We start from the raw sequence: 20,614 nt of genomic DNA, 5'->3' as shown, positions 1-20,614 counted from the left end.
TCATTTTCTTGTGTGTTAAAATAATTTTTGGCATGGGTGTTTCATATGTCTTATTGTGTGTTTATTGTGATTATTAAAGTGTCTGTTTTATATTTTCTTCGGTATTTATTTTAGTTAACCATTCTGTACAATATGGTGTATTCACAATGGTAAAGTGATTGGCCTCTGTAGGGATGATCTGCACATCGCTGAAATATTGATCCCAGCCTGCAGCAGCTCCCTGATCTCCCCAATCTTCGCCTGAAAGTTTCGTATTATCTGCCTCTACGAAAATTAAAGTTTGATCCAGCTTTTCTTCCATCTTGTAAACCGCTGAAATAGAGGCCCGGAATACCTCCCACATTCTGGCTACTGTTTTAGCTGGAAGTGTATGGACTGTATCACAGATAAATGGCATATAATCCTCTTGCGGCAGTTGTTTCACAAGCTCTTCTACGGCATCGTCACTCAACCATGGCTGACTGAATTGGATCAGTGATCTGAAATAAGTTCCCAATTTTTGAGCTTCCTCTAAGGAATTGAAAGAAGAAAGCGGATCTGTGAAGCAATCCAGGAAGATAACCTTGTCGATTTCGATGGCCAATTCCTTCGCCTGTCTGATCATCTCATAGATTACAATACCACCATAACTGTGTGCCAATAAATTGATACCTCCAATGACTCCCGTCTGTTTAATCTGTTCCAGGTTATAAGATGCCATTGTTTCAATACTTGTATTAGGAGCTTCATCCGCTGTGATCCCCTTCATCTGCAGTCCATAAACAGCTCCTTCCCCAGGTAAATTACCTGCCAGGGTAAAGTAACCTTCTGTTGACCCAAGCGCACCTGGAATAACAAAAGTTACTTCTTCCATATTTCCTTCTCTTAATGTTAAAACAGATTCTTCACAGGACTCTTCATTACCATTGATCAGTATTTTAATTCCTGCAATCGTTGGATTCTTCATGATGTGGATCAGCTGAATGTCTTTATCAAATGCAGTATTGATCTTATGGGCTAACTGAATCATCGTTAATGAGTTTCCACCCACATCGAAAAAATCATCATGAATACCTACCCTATTTAATTTTAATAGCCTGATCCATATCTCCGCCAGCTTATGTTCTGTTTCATCCGATGGTGCTGTAAACTCACTTTGATTAATATCATTTGGATCAACGCTTGGCAAAGCTTTCCGATCAACCTTACCATTAGAAGACAACGGAATTTTATCTATTTCAATGAATATGGAAGGAACCATATATTCAGGCAGATGAGCTCTTAAATGCTTTTGCATTTCTTCTTTGTCAAAAACATCATTTGCTACGACATATGCAACCAGTCTTTTATTTCTGTTATCATCTTCTACCGTTAGAACCAAGCCTTGTTTTACGAGCGGAGATAACTGCAAAATGGTTTCCACCTCTCCTAACTCAACTCTGAATCCATTGATCTTAACCTGTCCGTCCTGTCTTCCAAGGAATACAATAAATCCGTCAGGATGCTGACAGCCAATGTCTCCGGTACGATATAATTGTTTCTGCATTCCGGGATGTTCAATAAAACTGGCAGCTGTTTTTTCTGGATCCTGGTGATAGCCTTTAGCTACCCCAATTCCGCCGATATAAATATCTCCGGGAACATTCACTGGGCAAGGAGAAAGGTTGATATCTAAAACATACATTTCCTGATTACCTAAAGGATACCCGTAAGGAATACTCTTCCATGACGGATTGATTTCACCGATCGGATAATGAATAGACCATATAGAACCTTCTGTTGCTCCACCAAGGCTGATCACAGCACTGTCCGGATTGATCTTTTTTATTCTGCCCGGTACATCCAAAGGAATCCAGTCTCCACTCATCCAGTACATTCTTAAGCTGGAAAGATGCATTTCAGAAGTATCTTCCTGTCTTTCTATCAACAAATTCACGATCTGAGGTACTGAATTCCAAACAGTCACCTGTTCTTCTTTCACATAACGAAGCCAGATATCGGGATTCAATCCTTCTGTTTCCAGAGGTAGGATCAATGTTGCTCCACAGGCAAATGTTCCGAATATATCGTAAACAGAAAGGTCAAAGTTGAGATCGGATATTCCAAATACCTTATCATCTGAAGTAATGCCAAATCTTGCATTCATATCATACAAGGTATTGACAGCCCCACGATGATCGATCATTACCCCTTTCGGTTTTCCGGTAGATCCTGAAGTAAAAATGATATAAGCCAGTTCTGTATCCGGAACTTTTACAGTTTCATGATCCGCTGATTCTTCGGCGAAAGTCCTTTCTTCCAGAAGGATTATTTTCACTTCCTCAGAGAAGCTTACCTTATCCATATAATCCGGTTGTACCAAAACGATAGTGGATTCCGTCTGTTTAATCAATTCATTCATCCTGTTTTCAGGCAGGCTGCCTTTAACAGGAATATAATGTCCACCAGCTTTCAGAATTCCCAATACGCCCCAAACCTGCTCTAAGCTTTTATGGGAAACCATCGCAACAGGAGCATTAGCCGGAAGACCTGATTTTACAAGTTCTCCCGCTAAACGATTCGCCATTTCATTTAATTCAGCATACGTAATTCGTCTCCCATCGTGCACTACTGCAATTTGATCAGGGGTTTTAAGGACCTGCTCTTCGAAAAGATCAGATAATGTTTTATGTTTCGGATATTCAACCGCTGTGTCATTTCTTTCGTAAAGGAAGTAATTGATTTCTTCTTTGGATAGAACTTCATACGTTTTTATCTGTCTTGCTGTATTTTCCAGAACACCATTCATTAGCTCCATGAAATATCCCATATGTTGTTGTATCAGCTCCGGACTGAATACATCCTGATCATATTTCAGGCTTACAATGATTTCTTTTCTCAGATCCTGTATTTCCAAAGAATACACGTGAGCCGTTTCCTGATATACTTCATCATAAATTTCAATACCTGAACCACCTCCCGTTAATATTTCATCAAAGATGTTCTGATAAATGAATGATACTTTGAATGGTGTTTCTCTATTACCGAAACGGTCTAAATTCAGATCTGATAATAATTTAGGCAAAGGATAAGCTGCATGAGACATTCCATTTATCATTCCTTTTTGAATATTTTTCACCAACTCTGCAAAAGTCTGGTTTCCAGACACTCTGTTACGCAATATCATCATATTGACATAATAACCAATACTGTTTTCATACTCCTTTTTAGGACGTCCTGCAGTCGGCATCAAGATCAATAGGTCTTCCTCTGTGGTCAACTTATGAAGTAACATTGCATAGATCCCTGAGAATAAGACAGAAAGATTGACTTTCAGCTTTTTGCCTAATTCTTTGAGCTGATCTACTTTCTCCTCCACAAGCTTTATTCTTTCAATACCAATCGTAGTTGTTTTGGTACTGTTCTGCTTGTACAAATCGTAAGGCAAATTAATTATGGGTAGTGTCCCAGATAAATTCTTTTTCCAATACGCCAGACTTTTCTCTCCTTTCTTACTTAGAATGAAATTCTTTTCCCATTCTACGTAACTGAAATAGGCAAAATCAGGTTCTTTAGCCACTATTTTTTCTCCGTCTAAAAGTTTTTGGCATTTTTCAAAAAGAGAAGCTATAAACACAGAGCTTGACATTCCATCAAAAATGATATGATGAAATACCAATAGAATATAATTATTATGGGCTGCAAGGTCTCTTCTGACATATAATCTTACCGGTAATTCTATCTCCAGATTGAATGGTTTTCTTACCAGATTCCATGAAACTTCATTGATGTTCTGACCTTCAGCAAGCTCTTGATCATCCACTTCAACTTCTGATACATTTTGAATTTGATTATAAATCTCTCCGGTTTCATCAGTAAGAAAACGGGACTTAAGAACCGGATATTCATCAAGCGTTAGCTGAAATGCTTTTTTCATGACATTATAATCGATGGTTCCCGGAATAATAAACGATACAGGAACATTATAATTTGTATTTTCAGGTTCCAGTTGCTGTATAAACCAAAGTCCTTTCTGACCTTCTGAAAGCGGATATCTTGGTGATTCTTCCTCCTGAATTTCTTCTACATCATTGATGGTACTATCCGATAATGCTTCAGGCTGATGAACGGCTGTTATTTTCTCCTGATATTCTTCGAGAAGGAAATCAGCCAGATCATTGATCGTTGGATAATTATAGAAAACAGCAGGAGTCAGGTCCGTATCATAGAAATCATTGAGTTCATTAGAATACTTGATCAGTAAAATGGAGTCAAATCCGTAATCACTCAGTTTTTCATCCCTTTCAATATCGCTTTCGGATAATTTCAACAGCTGAGCCGTGATCTCCAATAATTTTGATGCGACCTTATCCTGTAATTCAGCACTTTTAGGCATAGCATGCGCTTGTACCTGTTTCTGTTTTACTACTAATCTGTTCAGTAATTGAGATCGTATTTTATCAACTTTTCCATAGGTTACGATTCCCTGGGTGTAATTACTGCCTAATAATTGATCAAAAATGTTAATTCCAACCGACTTAGGTAAAGGAGACAATCCATATTGTTTGTCTAAATATTCCTGATTGGTCTCGTCCATTACCATTCCACCTTCTTTCCAGAATGGCCAATTGATGCTGATCGTTTTCCCTTGTCGTTTCCCTTTATTGCGCTCAGATTCCCTGTACACGGCATAATTATCCAGATAGACATTAGCGGCTGCATAATCTGCCTGGCCTGCATTTCCTGTGATGGCGGCTAATCCGGAAAACAGCACCATAAAATCAAGAGCTTCATCTTTGGTGGCTTCGTCAATGTTCTTAACGCCATTTACTTTAGCAGCAAAAACTTTTTCAACTTCATCAGGAATTTTATTGACGATCAAACTGTCCTGGGTTACCCCTGCACTGTGGATGATTCCATCTATTCGGTGGTATTTTTCTTTAATCTGATCCAGTAAACTCACAACCTCTTCTTTATTATTCACATCACAACTGAAGTAATCTCCATGAGCAAGACCCGCAATGAAAGCTTCTTTTTCTTCATCTAGCTGACCTCTACCTGTTAAGATTACTTTCGTTTTTGGTATTTTGTTGATGTGGGTAGCGAATAATCTGCCTATTCCTCCTGCTCCCCCTACGATCAGATACACTCCGTTTTCTTTAATTTTTAATCCGTCATTATCCGAAATATTAATTTCGTTAATTTTTTTCACTTTTCTAAGCCCGGACTCATAACGGATCTCTGCATCGGCAGTACCTAGTTCTGTCTGTAAAATTGAGGTCAGTTCCGGTGCATCTTTTACAGAAAGTCGCTCCACACTGATGATCTTCCCTGTGATTCCCGGATTTTCAAGACTTGCTGTTTTAAGCAGCCCCGATATAAAGCCGTAATCCAGATAATCTGCAATACAGCAAACGATCAGTAAATGGGACGTATTTTTCTCTAATGCTCTTTTTTTAATTACAGACATCACATCAATCAGGTAATCTTCGGCAACTGCCCCATCGATCGTTGTGGTTTCAATTCCCAATTCTGTTTTAAGATTTTCCGCAAGTTGTGCCGGGCTGTCTACCAACAAGACCATTGGAATCGCTTCGTTATCATGTCCGGCAAAGCTTTCTGCAGCACATTCTTCCCAATTCATCGTAAATATGCAGGCATCTGTTGCAGCATCCGACCATTCTGTTTTCTCAGTTCCATCTACCGGAAGGGTAACAAAATCATGGAAACTCATCAATACTTTTCCATGATCATCCAGAATATCTACATCATAGGTAATTACAGCTCCATTTCCCTGATTGGCTTTGCTTTTTCTGGCATAACTCCAGATATTAAGAGGCAGTTCTTCATAGAATACAACTTCTTTAACACTAAATGGAAGCTGAGTAACCGGTTTTTTATCGATAAAGCCCATTCCCATACAGGTTTGCAATGCACTATCCAAAAGACCCGGAGAAACACTGAATCCTTGTAATTTTGGTAATGTAATCTTCGACAATGCTTCTGAGGATGAGTAATACATATGCTCAATTCCCATGAAACTATTTCCGTATTGAAGTCCCATCTGTCTGAAAATATCATAACATGTTGCTCGGTCCACACTCTCTGACATTCTGTTTTGAATAGATGTAAGATCAAATGAACTCTTCACTGGCAAAGATTGCGTTGAAATACGACCCTGGCTATGAAGCTGCTCTTGTCCATTCAATGAATAGATTTCATAACTAAGTTCTTCATTAATGCTTTTCAAACGAATATGCACCTCTTCTGCCTTTCCATTGACACGTACAGGACTCATCCATGCGATATTTTTAAGAACGGTTATCTTTTCTGATAAAAGCTCGGTTCCTGAAATTCTTGCCATTTCAAGGTAAGCTACACCCGGTAATATAATCTCATTCTGTATTTTATGATCACTTAAAAATTCTTCGTTTCCTGTAAAAGTACTGGAGAACTGGAAAGATTTAACTGTTGAGGTATTACGGTGGATCAGTGGATGCAGATAACTTGTTTGCTGACGGTTGACAGTAGATTTAACCTCCGGAATCCAGTAACTCTGACGGGCAAAAGCATATGTAGGAAGACTGATTTTATTCGGACGTTGTTCCTGGTACAATAAATCCCAGTTGATGGTTATTCCTTTTGTCCATAACACTGCTAACGATTTGATCTCACCATGGGCAATAGCATAGTCAATATATGCCTTACCAGCTCCGCCTTCCAGTAAAAAGTCTGCTTTATCCTTTTTGATGTTTCCGATCATCAGGTTTTCAGTATTCCCTTTCAGGAATCCATCCAACTGAAGCATCAGATCGGCCTGGTCTGCAGCAAGTAGAGCAAAACGTTCTTCCATCGGTTCTCTTCCGACTTGCAGGGTATAAGCTATATCCTGAATATTAGTTCGTGGATTTCTTTCTAACCAAGACAGCAATTTACTAACCTGATTTTTAAGTCTTTCTGCATTTTTTGCAGAAATAATGATCAATGCCGGTTCGGTAGAAATTGATGACACTTTATTTTCCGGATACTCTTCAATGACCATATGTACGTTCGTTCCACTAAAACCAAAACTGCTGATGGCCGCTCTTCTTGGTGCCTGATTTTCTGTTTTCCAATCAGTTAATTCACTTCCTACCTGGAAAGGGCTATTGACAAGATCAATTAAAGGATTGCATTCTTCAAAATTCAAGGTGGGTACCAATTGTTTATGTTTTAAAGAAAGCATGATCTTCAGAACACCTGCTACTCCTGCAGCAACTAATGTATGACCAATATTGGTTTTAACGCTTCCGATTCTGCAATACTGTGTTTTTTCTGTATACTTTCTGAAAGCATTCGTCAAGGCATCCAACTCAATAGGATCTCCCAGACTGGTTCCTGTACCATGTGCTTCTACATAGCTGATGGTCTCAGGATTGATATTGAACTTTTTATAGACTTCCTTTTCAAGTTCCTGTTGTGCCAGAACACTTGGTGCTGTAATTCCATTGGAAGCTCCATCCTGATTGGTTAAGCTGGCTTTGATCACTCCATAAATTCTGTCTCCATCTCGTTCTGCGTCCGCAAGACGTTTCATGATCACAACTCCTACCCCTTCACCCGGAACAAATCCATCCGCTTTTTTATCAAAAGTATGGCATTGTCCTGTGGAAGACATCATTCCGGCTCTGCTGGCCAGAGAATAAAAACCAGGCGTTGTCATGATATTGATTCCACCCGCAATAATCAGGTCGGTTTCTCCTTTTTGTAAGCTGCTGCACCCCATATCCATCGCCAAAAGAGAACTTGAGCACGCTGTATCCACAGAAATTGCAGGTCCCTTCAGATCTAAGAAGTAAGATATTCTTGCTGCTAATACGGCGCTGGAATTCCCCCACATTACTGAAGCTTCCTCACATTCCCGGATATTGTAATCACTTGGAGCCACTCCTGCATATACTCCACACTTGCTGCCTTTTAAACTTTTCGGATTAATCGCTGCATCTTCAATGGCTTTCCAGCAATGCTCCAGGAACAAACGCTGTTGCGGATCCATCATTTCGGCCTCATTTCCTGAAATCTTAAAGAAAACAGGGTCGAATTTATCAATATCCCGTAAAAAACTGCCTGTCCATTTTGGTCCTTCATTGTGAGTATATCCCTGCCATCTGTCTGCAGGTACATCACCGATCAGACTTTTTCCATTTTTCAAAACTTCCCAAAATGCATCCAGATCGTTGGCAGCTCCAAACTGTCCGCTCATCCCAATGATGGCGATATCATTTTCATGGCGATATACTGGTTCCTGAGCTTTAACAGGGGCAGTAAATCTTGTTTTCAAAGGTGTTTCCACTTCACGAACTGAAGCTTGAACTGAAGTTTCAACAGCCACTTCAACTTGTAATGCTTCGCTAAAGTTCTGCATTAAATGCTCAGCAAGCTGCTGGATGGTTCCATAGCTGAAAATATCTGTAGATTTCAGATCCACCTTCAGTTTTTCATTGATATTTTTGATGAGTTCCATACTCAGGATGGAATCAAAACCATAATCCATAAACTGGCATTCTATATCAAAATCGCCTGGTGGAAGTTTGATTAAATCGGCAGCTATTTTGGTCAGCTGTTGGATCAGGCTATTATTATCTATTGTTTTTTTCATAACAGGCATTTTCTGTTTTGGTGCTGCTGTAGTCTGTTGTATAACAGGAGGCACCATTTTGATTTCATGTTTTTTTTCTGGTTGTTTTATTTCGGAAATGATCTTTCCATCGCTGGTAGCACAAATGATCTGTTGTGAAAGGACTTCTCCCTGAGGATAGCTTATTGCTTGAAGATAACCCGTTTCTTTCAACACATTTTGCCAGCTTTCTGATGATAGTCCAGGACTTCCGTTTAATCGTATTCCGCGGTCTTCATACAGCCACCATCCGTCTAATAATCCGAAAGTTAATGTGGTAAATATTTCTGTGCGTGCTATTTCATTCATGATCAGTAGGCCATCCTGTTTTAATAAAGCTTTGATATTATTCAGGGTTACGGCCATGTTTTTAGTGGCATGCACTACGTTAGCACCAATCACGATATCATAACTGCCTAGTTCTATCTGCTGATCGGAAGGATCCGATTCTATATTCAAAATAGCTGTTTCCAGATACGGTGCCATTGTTTTAAACTGTTGCTCTGCATAATGAAGGAAACTGTGTGAAAGGTCCGTGTATAAGTAGAAAAGATGGTCTTTATAAGGTTCCAATGCTCTGAAAACAAATTGGCTTGTTCCTCCTGTTCCTGCTCCTACTTCTAATATTCTGATCTTTTCACCCGGTTTCAAATAAGGAATACTGGCAGCAACACTATTTTTGATGATCCCGGTCAACAAATCGTTGAAGTAATCGGATTGCGCATTTCCTTTATAAATACCGCTTACATAGTCCATGCTTCCTCCGGGAAACATCACTGAAGTAGCCTGTATCTTTCCTGTTATGATTTCTATGAAGGACTCCAGACAAATCTTAAGCAGTGTTCCATGAGGACGGTATTCCTGTCCCTTCATCACAAGCTCACTCATCTGCTGTTCGAAATCAAAATCATTAAGAGCGTCTTTTGTTTCTTCAGCCACAAAAATCTGAGTGTCTTTTACGGTTACATATCCTTTTGTCTCCAATAAATGAATCAAAACAAAAAATAACTGTTCATATTTATCATTAATGGAAAGTTGAGATCTTAAACTACTGATTGTTTGACCCGTAGTCTGCTTTTCTTCCAGTCCAAGTTGAAGTAATACTTTCAAGATTCCTTTACAGCAAAGCATTTCAAATATCTGATCCTGCTCATCTGCTTTTGGATAAATAAGAGCATCCGCTTCTTCCATTTGTAATACGGAACTGGATCTGACTTGTGAAATCTCCTTCTCATGATGCATGGTAGGCATAGCAGCAGCCGTTGCAGCAGAGAGTTTCAAAGCAACGATCTGTTGTTCATTGTTGTTTAACACGGTTTCAAGCAAGTGCATTCCCTCTTCCGTCTCTATGCTTTCAATACCTGCCTGCTTCATTTTTTCTTTATAACCATCTGCCGCTACAATACCGATCTCGCCCCAATATCCCCAATTGATGATCCTAACAGGGATATTCAACAGGTGGTTTACATTAAGCGCATAACTATCTTTAAAAGAACACCCTGACGCATAATTAGCTTGTCCCGGAGCATGTACCAAAGATTGTGCTGAGGAATAGAAACAGATAAAATCAAGAGGTTCGTTTTTGAATATATATACTAAATTCTGGCTGGACAGAGATTTAGGCATGAACGCTTTTTTAAAATCATCTTCAGTCATATTTTTCAAAAGCATATCATGCAAAACAATTGCTGAGTGAAACAGACCGTGAACCTCGCTGTGATTTTCTTTAATTAATTTATAAGCTTTTTCAACCTGTTTTGGATCAGTAGCATCACATGAGTAGTATTCAGGTTTTTGTCCCAGTTTGGCAATTTCTTCCTGAGCCATCATAATTGCTTCATCAGCGACTCTTCTTCCCAACCAGATGATCTTCGCCTGATAGTTCTTTACCAGGTATTCTGTAGTTGCTTTTCCTAATCCTCCTGCACCCCCTAGCAATACATAAGTTCCTCCGTTTCTAAACGTTGAAGAATTTACTTCAGGTAATACAATAGGATACAAATGTTGTCTGTAATAATGCCCGTTTCTCAAAGCAGTAACTGCATTTTCTTTATTATCAAGACTGATTGTAAATAGATCTGTCCAATTAATTTCCGCAGGATTTTTCAATGCAGATACATCCAGATCAATCCGGTTAACTGACCATTGAGGCTGTTCTTTTATCAAGGCTCCTGTCATTCCTATCATACCACTTCCTGCAGAAGTTATCTTACTATCCGGCAAAACTTTCTGTGTATTAGAAGTGAATACGGTAAGTTTCAAGTCTTTGATTCCCGCATCTAATAATTGTTTTATGCTAGTAAATACGGCCAATTCTCTTGCAGAATGATCATCCATTAATGCATCATCACCTATTTCAGTTAATCCCTGTAAAAGATAAACACCTGCTACATCATCAGGAATTGCATCTAAAGTTTCTGTAGTGGTCACCTCCGCACCTTGATTCATTAGCCATTTTCCAAGTTCTTCACCAAATACCGGATCTGAACCTCCGGTAACAAGGATCTGTTTTCCTTCAATTAAAACTGAAGCTTCCGGCTGGGTAATTATCCTGTCCCACATAGGTTTGTGAGCAATGGATGAAGCTTTGCCCGAAGTGCTTTGAAAGGTAACCTGAGGTGACAATACCAAATCCCTGAAATGCAGTAAAACAGTTCCCTCTTCATCCATAATATCCATTTGGCAACAGAAAGTTCCACTTTGCTTTTTCTCAAATGTTGCATGGCACCAGATCACTGAAGGTAATGTTCCAAAAATGGTTATTTCAGCAGCATCTGAAGGCTGATAAAGAGATTGTTCTCCCTGACTTAACAGCCAACCCGTACTGGTTTGTACGATATTATCCAATACTCCCGGAGAAAGAATAAATTCATCAGTAACCGGTAATACGATTTTTGCCAGTGCATCAAGTTTATCGAAATACAATATTTCCACTCCCTGAAAGTCAGCTGCATAAGTCTTACCTGCTTTTGCAAACAAGCTGTAAAGTGCCTCTTTTTCAAGAGAATACTGATAGTATTGTATTAAATCTTCAATATTCTTTTGATCATGGGGCTGTTGAAATTCCGTATTCAGTAAGCCCTGACCATTAAGCTGTGGCTTATTTTCTTTATGTTTTGTGTAGATTTCATACCCGATTTCATTTCCTGCGTTAAAGAGGTTGATCTGAACATTGGCAGGAACTCCGTTTACTCTTATCGGATCAACCCATGACACATTCTTCAATTGGGTAATACGCTGACGTAAACTTCTTTCTCCCGCTTCTCTTGCGAGTTCTAATAAGGCAGAAGATGGCAGTTCTTTATAATTGGTGATCTCACACTGTGTTAAGAAATCTTCTTCTCCCGTATAGGTGCTGATAAATTTCTGCTCATTCAGGTCAGAATCATTGCTGTGCAATAATGGGTGCAGATTATTCTGACCATATTGTACAATTCCGTCGTTAACGATAGGAATCCAGTATCGATCTTTTATAAATGGATAAGCCGGCAAACTGATTCTTGAAGGAAATCCTTTAGGATAAAGAGAATTCCAGTCTGTATCCACTCCATTCACCCAAGCCATTGCTATAGAAAGCAAATCTTTTGTGTGCTGGATGTAGTTTTCATCTTTTTTACGAATATTTCCTCTGATTGGATTCATTGTTTTTTGATCCAGATAATCGCTTAACTGAACCATCAGATCTTCTTTATCAGTCGCAATGAATGCCAGCCTTTCCTCCATTTCCTCTCTACCTATCTGTAAGGTATAGGCAACATCATATAAATCTGCCTGACTGTTTTTTTCTAAGAAATTTTTCAGATTCTCCACCTGGATGGCAATTCTGCTGGCATGTTTTGCAGACAATGCAATGATCACAGGCATTTTATAGTCCAATTTCCTGGCTGATAAAGCTGCATATTCTTCAATGATGATATGAGCATTGCTTCCTCCTGCGCCAAATCCACTGATCCCGGCGATACGAGGTTTCCCTTCATTTGTTGGCCATTCTTCAAGTTGTTGCTGTACTTTAAAAGGACTGTTTTCAAAATCAATATCCGGATTTAGAACAGCGGAATGTAATGAAGGTACCAACTGCTGATGCTTAAGCTGTAAGATCACTTTGGTTAATCCTGAAATTCCTGCTGCCGATTCACAATGTCCGATATTGGATTTGACAGAACCGATGCTGCAAAACTGTTTTTCTGTAGTTTCAAATGCTCTGTTCAGTCCTGCTATTTCGATCGGATCTCCAAGACTAGTTCCTGTCCCATGGGCTTCTACATAGCTTAAATCACTTGCCTTAACTCCACTTTTCTCGATCGCAGCTTTAATTACTGCAGCCTGAGCTTTTGGATTTGGAACGGTATATCCATTCGTTTTACCGCCGTGATTTAATGCGGTTCCTTTAATTAAACCATAAATATGGTCACCATCTTTAATCGCTTCGCTTACACGCTTTAATAATACCGCTCCAACACCTTCTCCAGGTACATATCCATCTCCACCCATACCAAAGCTTTCACAACGGCCTGCACCAGACACAAAACGTCCCTGGCTCAGCATCAGATATTTATTTGGATGTACGCTAATGTTTACTCCTCCGGCAACAGCCACATCGGTATTTCCAACAATCAGATCATTACATGCTAAATGAATAGCCGTTAAGGAAGAAGAGCACATCGTATCAACGGCCATACTCGGACCATTGAAATTAAAGAAGTATGAAATTCTGTTGGCAATACTGCTTGCTATACCGGCCGGCGTTACAAAATTCCCTTTCATTCTTTCCTCAGCACCAAATAACTGGTATTCTTCATACATTACTCCGGCATAGACTCCGATTTTCTTAGCAATTCCGGTTTTGGCATCTTCTGAACGTATACTGTCACGGGTGTATCCCGCATCTTCTATCGTTTCCCATACGGTCTGCAGGAAAAGACGTTCCTGAGGATCCATCAATTCTGCTTCTCTTGGTGAGATACTGAAAAATAAGGGATCAAACTTATCAATGTCATTCATAAACCCACCCCATTTGCTGTAGCTTTTTCCAGGGCGACCTTTTTCTTCATGATACATTTCATCTGCATTCCAACGGTCCGCCGGAACCTGTGTGATACAGTCTTTTCCGATTTTAAGATTCTCCCAGAATTCTTCCAGGTTATTGGCATCCGGATAACGTCCGCTGATACCGATAATGGCAATATCTTCGTTGATGTTTTTATTCCCAGATTGTTGTTGTACCATTGAAAAACGCTGGCGTCTGTTTTGAACATCAACAGGTCTCTCAGTTTTTATAACTTCTTTTGTCAAAGGTGCCGAAGCTTTTACTACAGCCAATCCTGTTAATTCTAAAAGTAATGAACGATGAGCTTCCATAAAGTAGCCACAAAGCTCTTTCAGGGTCAGGTATTCAAAGAATAAGGTACGGGGTAACTTACCAAATACGTCCTGCAGGCAATTAGAAAGCCTGATCACCAATACGGAATCAATTCCGTACTGCTCAAAAGGAACTTCAGCCTTTAATTTTTCTTCAGGCATTCTCAACTCTTTTGCCAGAAGGCCACGCAGATAGATTATGGACGCATTGTAAAGACTATCATTATTGACAGAAGTTTCTGTTGGTGAATAGGATATTTCTTCTGGTTTCTCCACCAAAACCTTCTCCTCTTTAGTATCTCCAAACAGTACCATTCCCTGGGTAATTCCACTATTCATTAAGCTTTCAAATGCCTTAATACCCACATCAGTTGGCATCGGTGCCAAACCAAAGTGTTGCATCATATAGATTTCAGCTTCAGCACTGATTTGCATTCCGCCTTCTTTCCAGAGTGGCCAGTTAATGCTTAAAGTCTTTCCATAACGTCTGCCATTCATACGTTCGCTTTCCCTGTAATGGGCATAATTATCCATCCAGGTGTTCGCTGAAGCATAATCAGACTGTCCGGCGTTTCCATTGACCCCCGCTACGGAAGAGCAAGTGATCATAAACTCTAACGGAAGGTCTTTCGTTGCCATATCCAGATTTCTGGTTCCTTTTATTTTAGCCGCAAAGACTTCTTTTACTTCCTTTTTTGTTTTCTGAAGGATCATACTGTCACGGATCACTCCCGCACTATGAATAACACCGTCAAGTTTCGTATGTTTTTCAATGATATTTTGAATAAGATCATTGACTGCTGACTCATCACTGATGTCACAAGGATAATACAATGCATTATCTAATTGATCAACAGCTTTTTGTTGAGAAGGATTCAACTGTGGACTTCTGCCCGTTAAAATTATTGTTGCTCCTTCTGTTTTATTAAGATATTGCGCAAAGATCAACCCTAATCCACCAGCCCCGCCAGTAATCAGATATACTCCGTCTGACTTGATGTGAACGGGAGCTGTGGAAGAATCAATCAACCTATTTTCCATTGATCTTACCTCGCGTTTTCCTGCTGAATAACGCACTTCATGGTCTGGATTCTGTTTTTCATTCATCAAAATACCACCCAATTCTTCAAGATTTTGAAATGCCTGATCTTCTATGCTGATCAGTTTTCCCGTAATTCTAGGATTTTCCTGGGTTAACGTTTTTAGTAAACCAGTAATAAAACCATACTGATAATACTGATCCTGACTACAAGCAACGACAATATGAGTTGCCTTTTTATGAGGCATTACTGTTTTTGCCAGAGAAAGCATATCCATAAAGAAATCTTCCTCTTTTACTGTATTAATGGCCGTAACCGTTAATGAGAAATGATTGTAAAGATCATCGGCCATGGTCCCGGATCCTCCTGCCAATATGATGATCGGCATTGTATCTCTAAGAGATTGTACAGGTTCTGGCTGATACTTCCAATGATCAGCTAATAAGCTAAGTCCTTTCGGAGCCATTTCGGTATCATTAACACTATCATTGGCTACAAAACCATTCACAGGTAACAATACCAATTCTTTGAAACGAAGAACAACCTGTCCTTGATTATTCAAAAGATCAATGTCATAGCTGCTAATTCTCTTCCCTGCTTTATTTTTCTTAATGTGACACCACAATTCATCTGTTAAATCCTGATACAACTCTATTTCAGCTACGCTAAAGGGCAATAAAATCTCTTTGGTGCTTTTTGCCAGCTGCATTCCTATGCATGATTGTAATGCACTGTCCAGAACTCCCGGAGTTAAAACCAAAGCTCGATCCTTTGGTAAGGAAACTCTTGATAAAACTTCGTCTTCATCATAATACATCTCCCGGATGCCACGGAAACTTTTACCATAACCTAATCCAGATTTCTGGAATAAAGTATAACAGTCACTTCCACTTATTGTATGGGCTAATCCTGCTTTGATTGTTTTTATATTTTTCTGTTCAGGAATGAACAATTCATCAGTAGATAAAATCCCTCTGCAATGTACCTCTTCGGCATCGTCCTGGGTATAGACTTCAAATTCTATTTCATTCTCTGAAGTAAACACACTGGTAAAAACAGTTTGCTCCTTATCGTTGATCTGAATTGGATGTAACCAGCTAACCTCTTTTAATTTTGTAATTTTTGCCTGTAAAGATTGCTCGCCTGCTTCTCTTGCCAACTCCAGATAAGCAACTCCCGGTAATGTCTTAACATCATGTACCAGATGATCCGTTAAAAACAATTCTTTCCCTGTAAAAATGCTGGTAAACTGCTGTTCTCTAAGGTTAGAAGTATTAGTATGCAATAAAGGGTGAAGTTTTGAACCTGCTTTTAATACTAATTCTCCGTCTCCTTTTGGAAACCAGTAACGTTCATTCGCGAAAGGATAAGATGGTAAACTAATAACAGATGGTTTGGCATCATTGTAAATCAGATTCCAGTCAATATTCACACCTTTTACCCATAACTGAGCTAAAGAATGACTCTCTTTTTCTCTGATGATGCTTTCCAGATAAGCCATCCCAGACTTTCCTTCCAGAGAAATTCCCAGTTGATCATTGTGGATATTCCCAATGTATAAATTCTGTGTATTCTTTTCCAGATAACAAGACAGCTGAGAAAGCACGTCTTCTCTACCTTCTGCAATAAAAGCCAGTCTTTCTTCCATTGCTTCTCTTCCCGTTTGAAGCGTGTAGGCAAGATCATCAAGATTGATTTCGGAATGATTTTCAATATGCTTTTTGAGGTTCTCAACAATTACTTTTAATCTCTCTTCGTCTTTGGCTGATAATACAATTACCAATGGCATTTGCTGTCTGTAAGCAACATTTTCACTTACATATTCCTCTACGATCAGATGTGCGTTGCTTCCTCCTGCACCAAATCCACTGATTCCGGCAAGCCTTGGTTTATTATTTACAACAGGCCATTCTTCAAGTTCTTGTTGAACTTTAAATGGTGTATTTTCAAATTTTATGTTAGGATTTAATATCGTAGAGTGCAGAGAAGGTACCAGTTGGCGGTGCTGCATTTGTAACAGAACCTTGGTTAATCCCGATATTCCTGCTGCTGATTCGCAATGCCCAATATTGGATTTTACGGAGCCAATGCTGCAGAATTGTTTGTTTTTAGATTCAAAAGCTTTATTTAATCCTGCTATTTCAATAGGATCTCCAAGACTTGTTCCGGTACCGTGCGCCTCGATATAGCTGAAATCTTCAGCCTTTACACCCGCCTTTTTCATGGCAGCTTTGATTACGGAAGCCTGTGCTTTTGGGTTCGGTACAGTATATCCGTTGGTTTTACCTCCGTGATTAAGAGCCGTCCCTTTAATTAAACCATAAATACGATCTCCATCTGCTAATGCCTGACTGTAAGATTTTAGCAATACAGCACCCACTCCTTCACCTGGAACATAACCTTCTCCTCCTTCTCCAAAGCTTTCACATCTGCCTTTACTGGAGACAAACATCCCTTGGCTCAGCATCAGATATTTATTCGGATGTACACTGATATTTACTCCTCCGGCTAAAGCCATTGTACAATTACCATTCTGGATGCTTTCGCAAGCAAGATGTATTGCTGTTAAAGAAGAAGAACACATGGTATCTACTGCCATACTGGGCCCATTCAGATTGAAAAAGTAAGATACCCGGTTCGCAATGCTGCTGATGCTTCCACCAGGATTTACGAAATTACCTTTCGCATTTTCTTCAGCTCCAAATAAAGGATATTCTTCATACATCACCCCTACATACACACCTACCTGCGGCTGGGTAGCATCTTTATCTCTTCTTCCTTCCAGTTTCTTTTTAGGATATCCTGCATCTTCAAATGTTTCCCAGGCTGTTTGAAGAAAAAGACGTGCCTGTGGATCCATTAATTCTGCTTCACGAACAGAGATATTAAAAAACAAGGGATCAAAATGATCTATTTCATCAATAAATCCGCCCCATTTGCTATAGCTTTTTCCTGCCTTTCCTTTTTCTTCGTCATAAAAATCTGTAAGATCCCAGCGGTTTGCAGGGATTTCTGTAATACTGTCTTTTCCTGATTTCAGGTTATCCCAAAATTCTGAAAGATTTTTAGCCTGAGGATATTTCCCTGAAAGTCCGATAATGGCAATAGGCTCATTAACAACCGATGAATTTCTGCTTGTAGATTTTTCCACAACGTGAAAAGCAGATCTTATATCGCTTTTAACGCCCTCATTGATAGATTTGGAAATAACAGTAGTTTCTTCTGGCAATACTGTTTTTACACCAGTAAGCTCGATCAGTTTTTCAGGGTAAGCATCAACGAAAAACTCGGTGACTTCAGCTAATGTTTGGCATTCAAAAAATAAGGTCCGTGGGATATTGTAGAAGATGCTTTCCAGACGATTGGTCAGTTTTGTGATCATGATAGAATCGATTCCGTACTGTTCAAAAGATGTATCCGGTTCCAGCTTATGATTCTTCATTCTGAGTTCTTTCGTCATTACATCTCCTAAATAGATCATGGACGCGGCATACAATGCTTTATCATTTCCACCCGTTTTCTTTTGGCTGGTCTTAGAAGCTGAAGACCCATTCATCCATGAGTTCAACTTATCTTCTTCACCATATACCACAACGCCTTGCGATGAAATGTTGTTCAACAAAGTTTCAAAAGCGGAAATCCCATCAGAAGTAGGCATTGACCACAATCCAAAATGGCTGGCCATATATTTTTCCTGGTCTGCATCGATCTGCATTCCGCCTCCTTTCCATAAAGGCCAGTTGATACTTAAGGTTTTGCCTGTTCTTTTTCCTTGGTTACATTCTTTCTGTCTGTGGTTGGCAAAATAATCCAACCAGGCATTAGCAGCGGCGTAATCTGCCTGTCCTGTATTTCCAAATACACCTGCTAATGATGAACAAAACATCATAAAATCAAGTTGCTCATCTTTTGTTGCCTGATCTATATGCTGAGCTCCGGTAATTTTAGCAGAGAAGACATCATGAATTTCTGATGTAGTTTTTTTGGTAATTAAGCTATCCCGGGTAGTTCCTGCACTGTGAATCACTCCATCCAGATGACCATAGTTATTTTTTATCTTTTTAATTAAATCTGTAACAGACTTTAAATCCGTAACATTACAACGCTCGTACTGTGCATTTCTAAATCCTTTAATTTTTTCCTGTTGTGTAGGGTTTAATTCGCTTCTGCCTGTCAGAATTAATTGTGTTCCCGGTATTGTATTCAAATAATCTGCGAAGATCAATCCCAGTCCGCCAGCTCCACCTGTGATCAGGTACACTCCATTTTCTTTGATCTCTGTTTTTAATCCCGGATTTTTATCAGAAATTCCTGTTAAGCTTCTAACTTCTCTTTGCCCGGATTGATAACGTACTTCCGGTTCATGGTTTCTTTGTTCTTCCTGTAAAATCTCTGTCAATTCATCCAGTTCATTGATCGAAAGGCCTTCTACACCGATTGTTTTCCCTTGTAAAATTTGATTTTCCTGTACGGCTGTTTTCAACATCGCTGAAATGAAACCATATTCAAGCTCGTCTGCAACAGGATAAACAAAATGAATCTGCAGTTGAGCAGACTTTTTATTTTGTATTTCTTCTAAAACCTGGATAAAAACAGACTCTGGTGTTCCTTCGTTAATTGTTTTTACTTCACATTCCAATCTTTCGCTTAATTTCTCAGCCAATACAGCAGATCCACCTGCCAATAGTACCAATGGAGCATCACCTGTTTCAGTTTTTGATAATCCTGCATTGACCTCATCTAAAGCTTCAGCTTTCCAATTATAATTGTATAAGTGGAGTTCTGGAATTACATTAACGCTATCATTTGTTTTAGCATTCTTTTCCATAGGTACTACAACAAATTCAGAAAAACGAATTACCAGTTCTCCGAAATTGTTCAATAATTCAATATCATAGCTATTAGCCAGTTTACCGGATCTGTTTTTGGTGACATAACACCAGATCTCTTCCGGAAGCGCCTGGTAAATATTCATTTCTCGGACACTGAAGGGCAGCATCAATTGTTGATTCTGATCCGCAAGGCTAATTCCCATACAGGTTTGCAGCGCACTATCCATCATTCCCGGAGTCCATACAAAGCCTTCTGCCGCTGATAAAGCTATTCTTGATAAAGCTGCTTTTCCATTGTAAAAAATTTCCTGGATCCCCTGAAAGGTTTTCCCATATTCAAGCCCAATGGAATTCATTATTTTATAATAATCTGCACCTTCTTTATGGCTTCCGGAATCTTTAAAAAGATCACGAAGATGGTTGATATCTCTTATTTCCGGAGACTGCTGGTCAGCTGTCCCTAAAATACCTTTGGTGTGCAATTGAGTATCGGCTTCACCGCTAAAGATTTCATAGGTTAATCCATCTCCCTGCTCCACGACGTTCATATAAAGCTGAACGGGTGCGTCACTTATCTTAACGGGTTGTAGCCAACTAATGTCCCTGAGTTGAGTAACGTCCTTTCCGGCAACATATTCTCCTGCTGCGCGGGCCATCTCAAGATAAGTGACCCCAGGCAGTACCTTTGTTCCAAGCACTTTATGGTCCGTTAAAAAAAATTCTTTTCCGTTATATATACTGTTGAATTGGTGTTGTTTAGTCATAATTGG

Annotated in this window: 1 protein-coding gene; it reads right to left on the bottom strand. The window is 39.4% G+C overall.

Annotated elements, in window-relative coordinates:
• Positions 1-73: 73 nt before the first annotated feature.
• Positions 74-20,608: a non-ribosomal peptide synthetase gene (locus AC0INN_RS04295; RefSeq protein ID WP_273647756.1), complete on the bottom strand. Its 20,535-nt coding sequence runs from the start codon at positions 20,606-20,608 to the stop codon at positions 74-76.
• Between the last annotated feature and the right edge of the window lie 6 nt (positions 20,609-20,614).

The sequence above is a fragment of the Chryseobacterium subflavum genome, assembly GCF_055762745.1.
The sequence above is the reverse complement of the archived record's forward strand: the minus strand, read 5'-3'. Positions and strand labels throughout refer to the sequence as shown.

What these genes read in the sequence shown, in the direction of transcription:
- AC0INN_RS04295 (WP_273647756.1), bottom strand. Translation starts at nt 20,608, where the DNA reads ATGACTAAACAACACCAATTCAACAGTATATATAACGGAAAAGAATTT.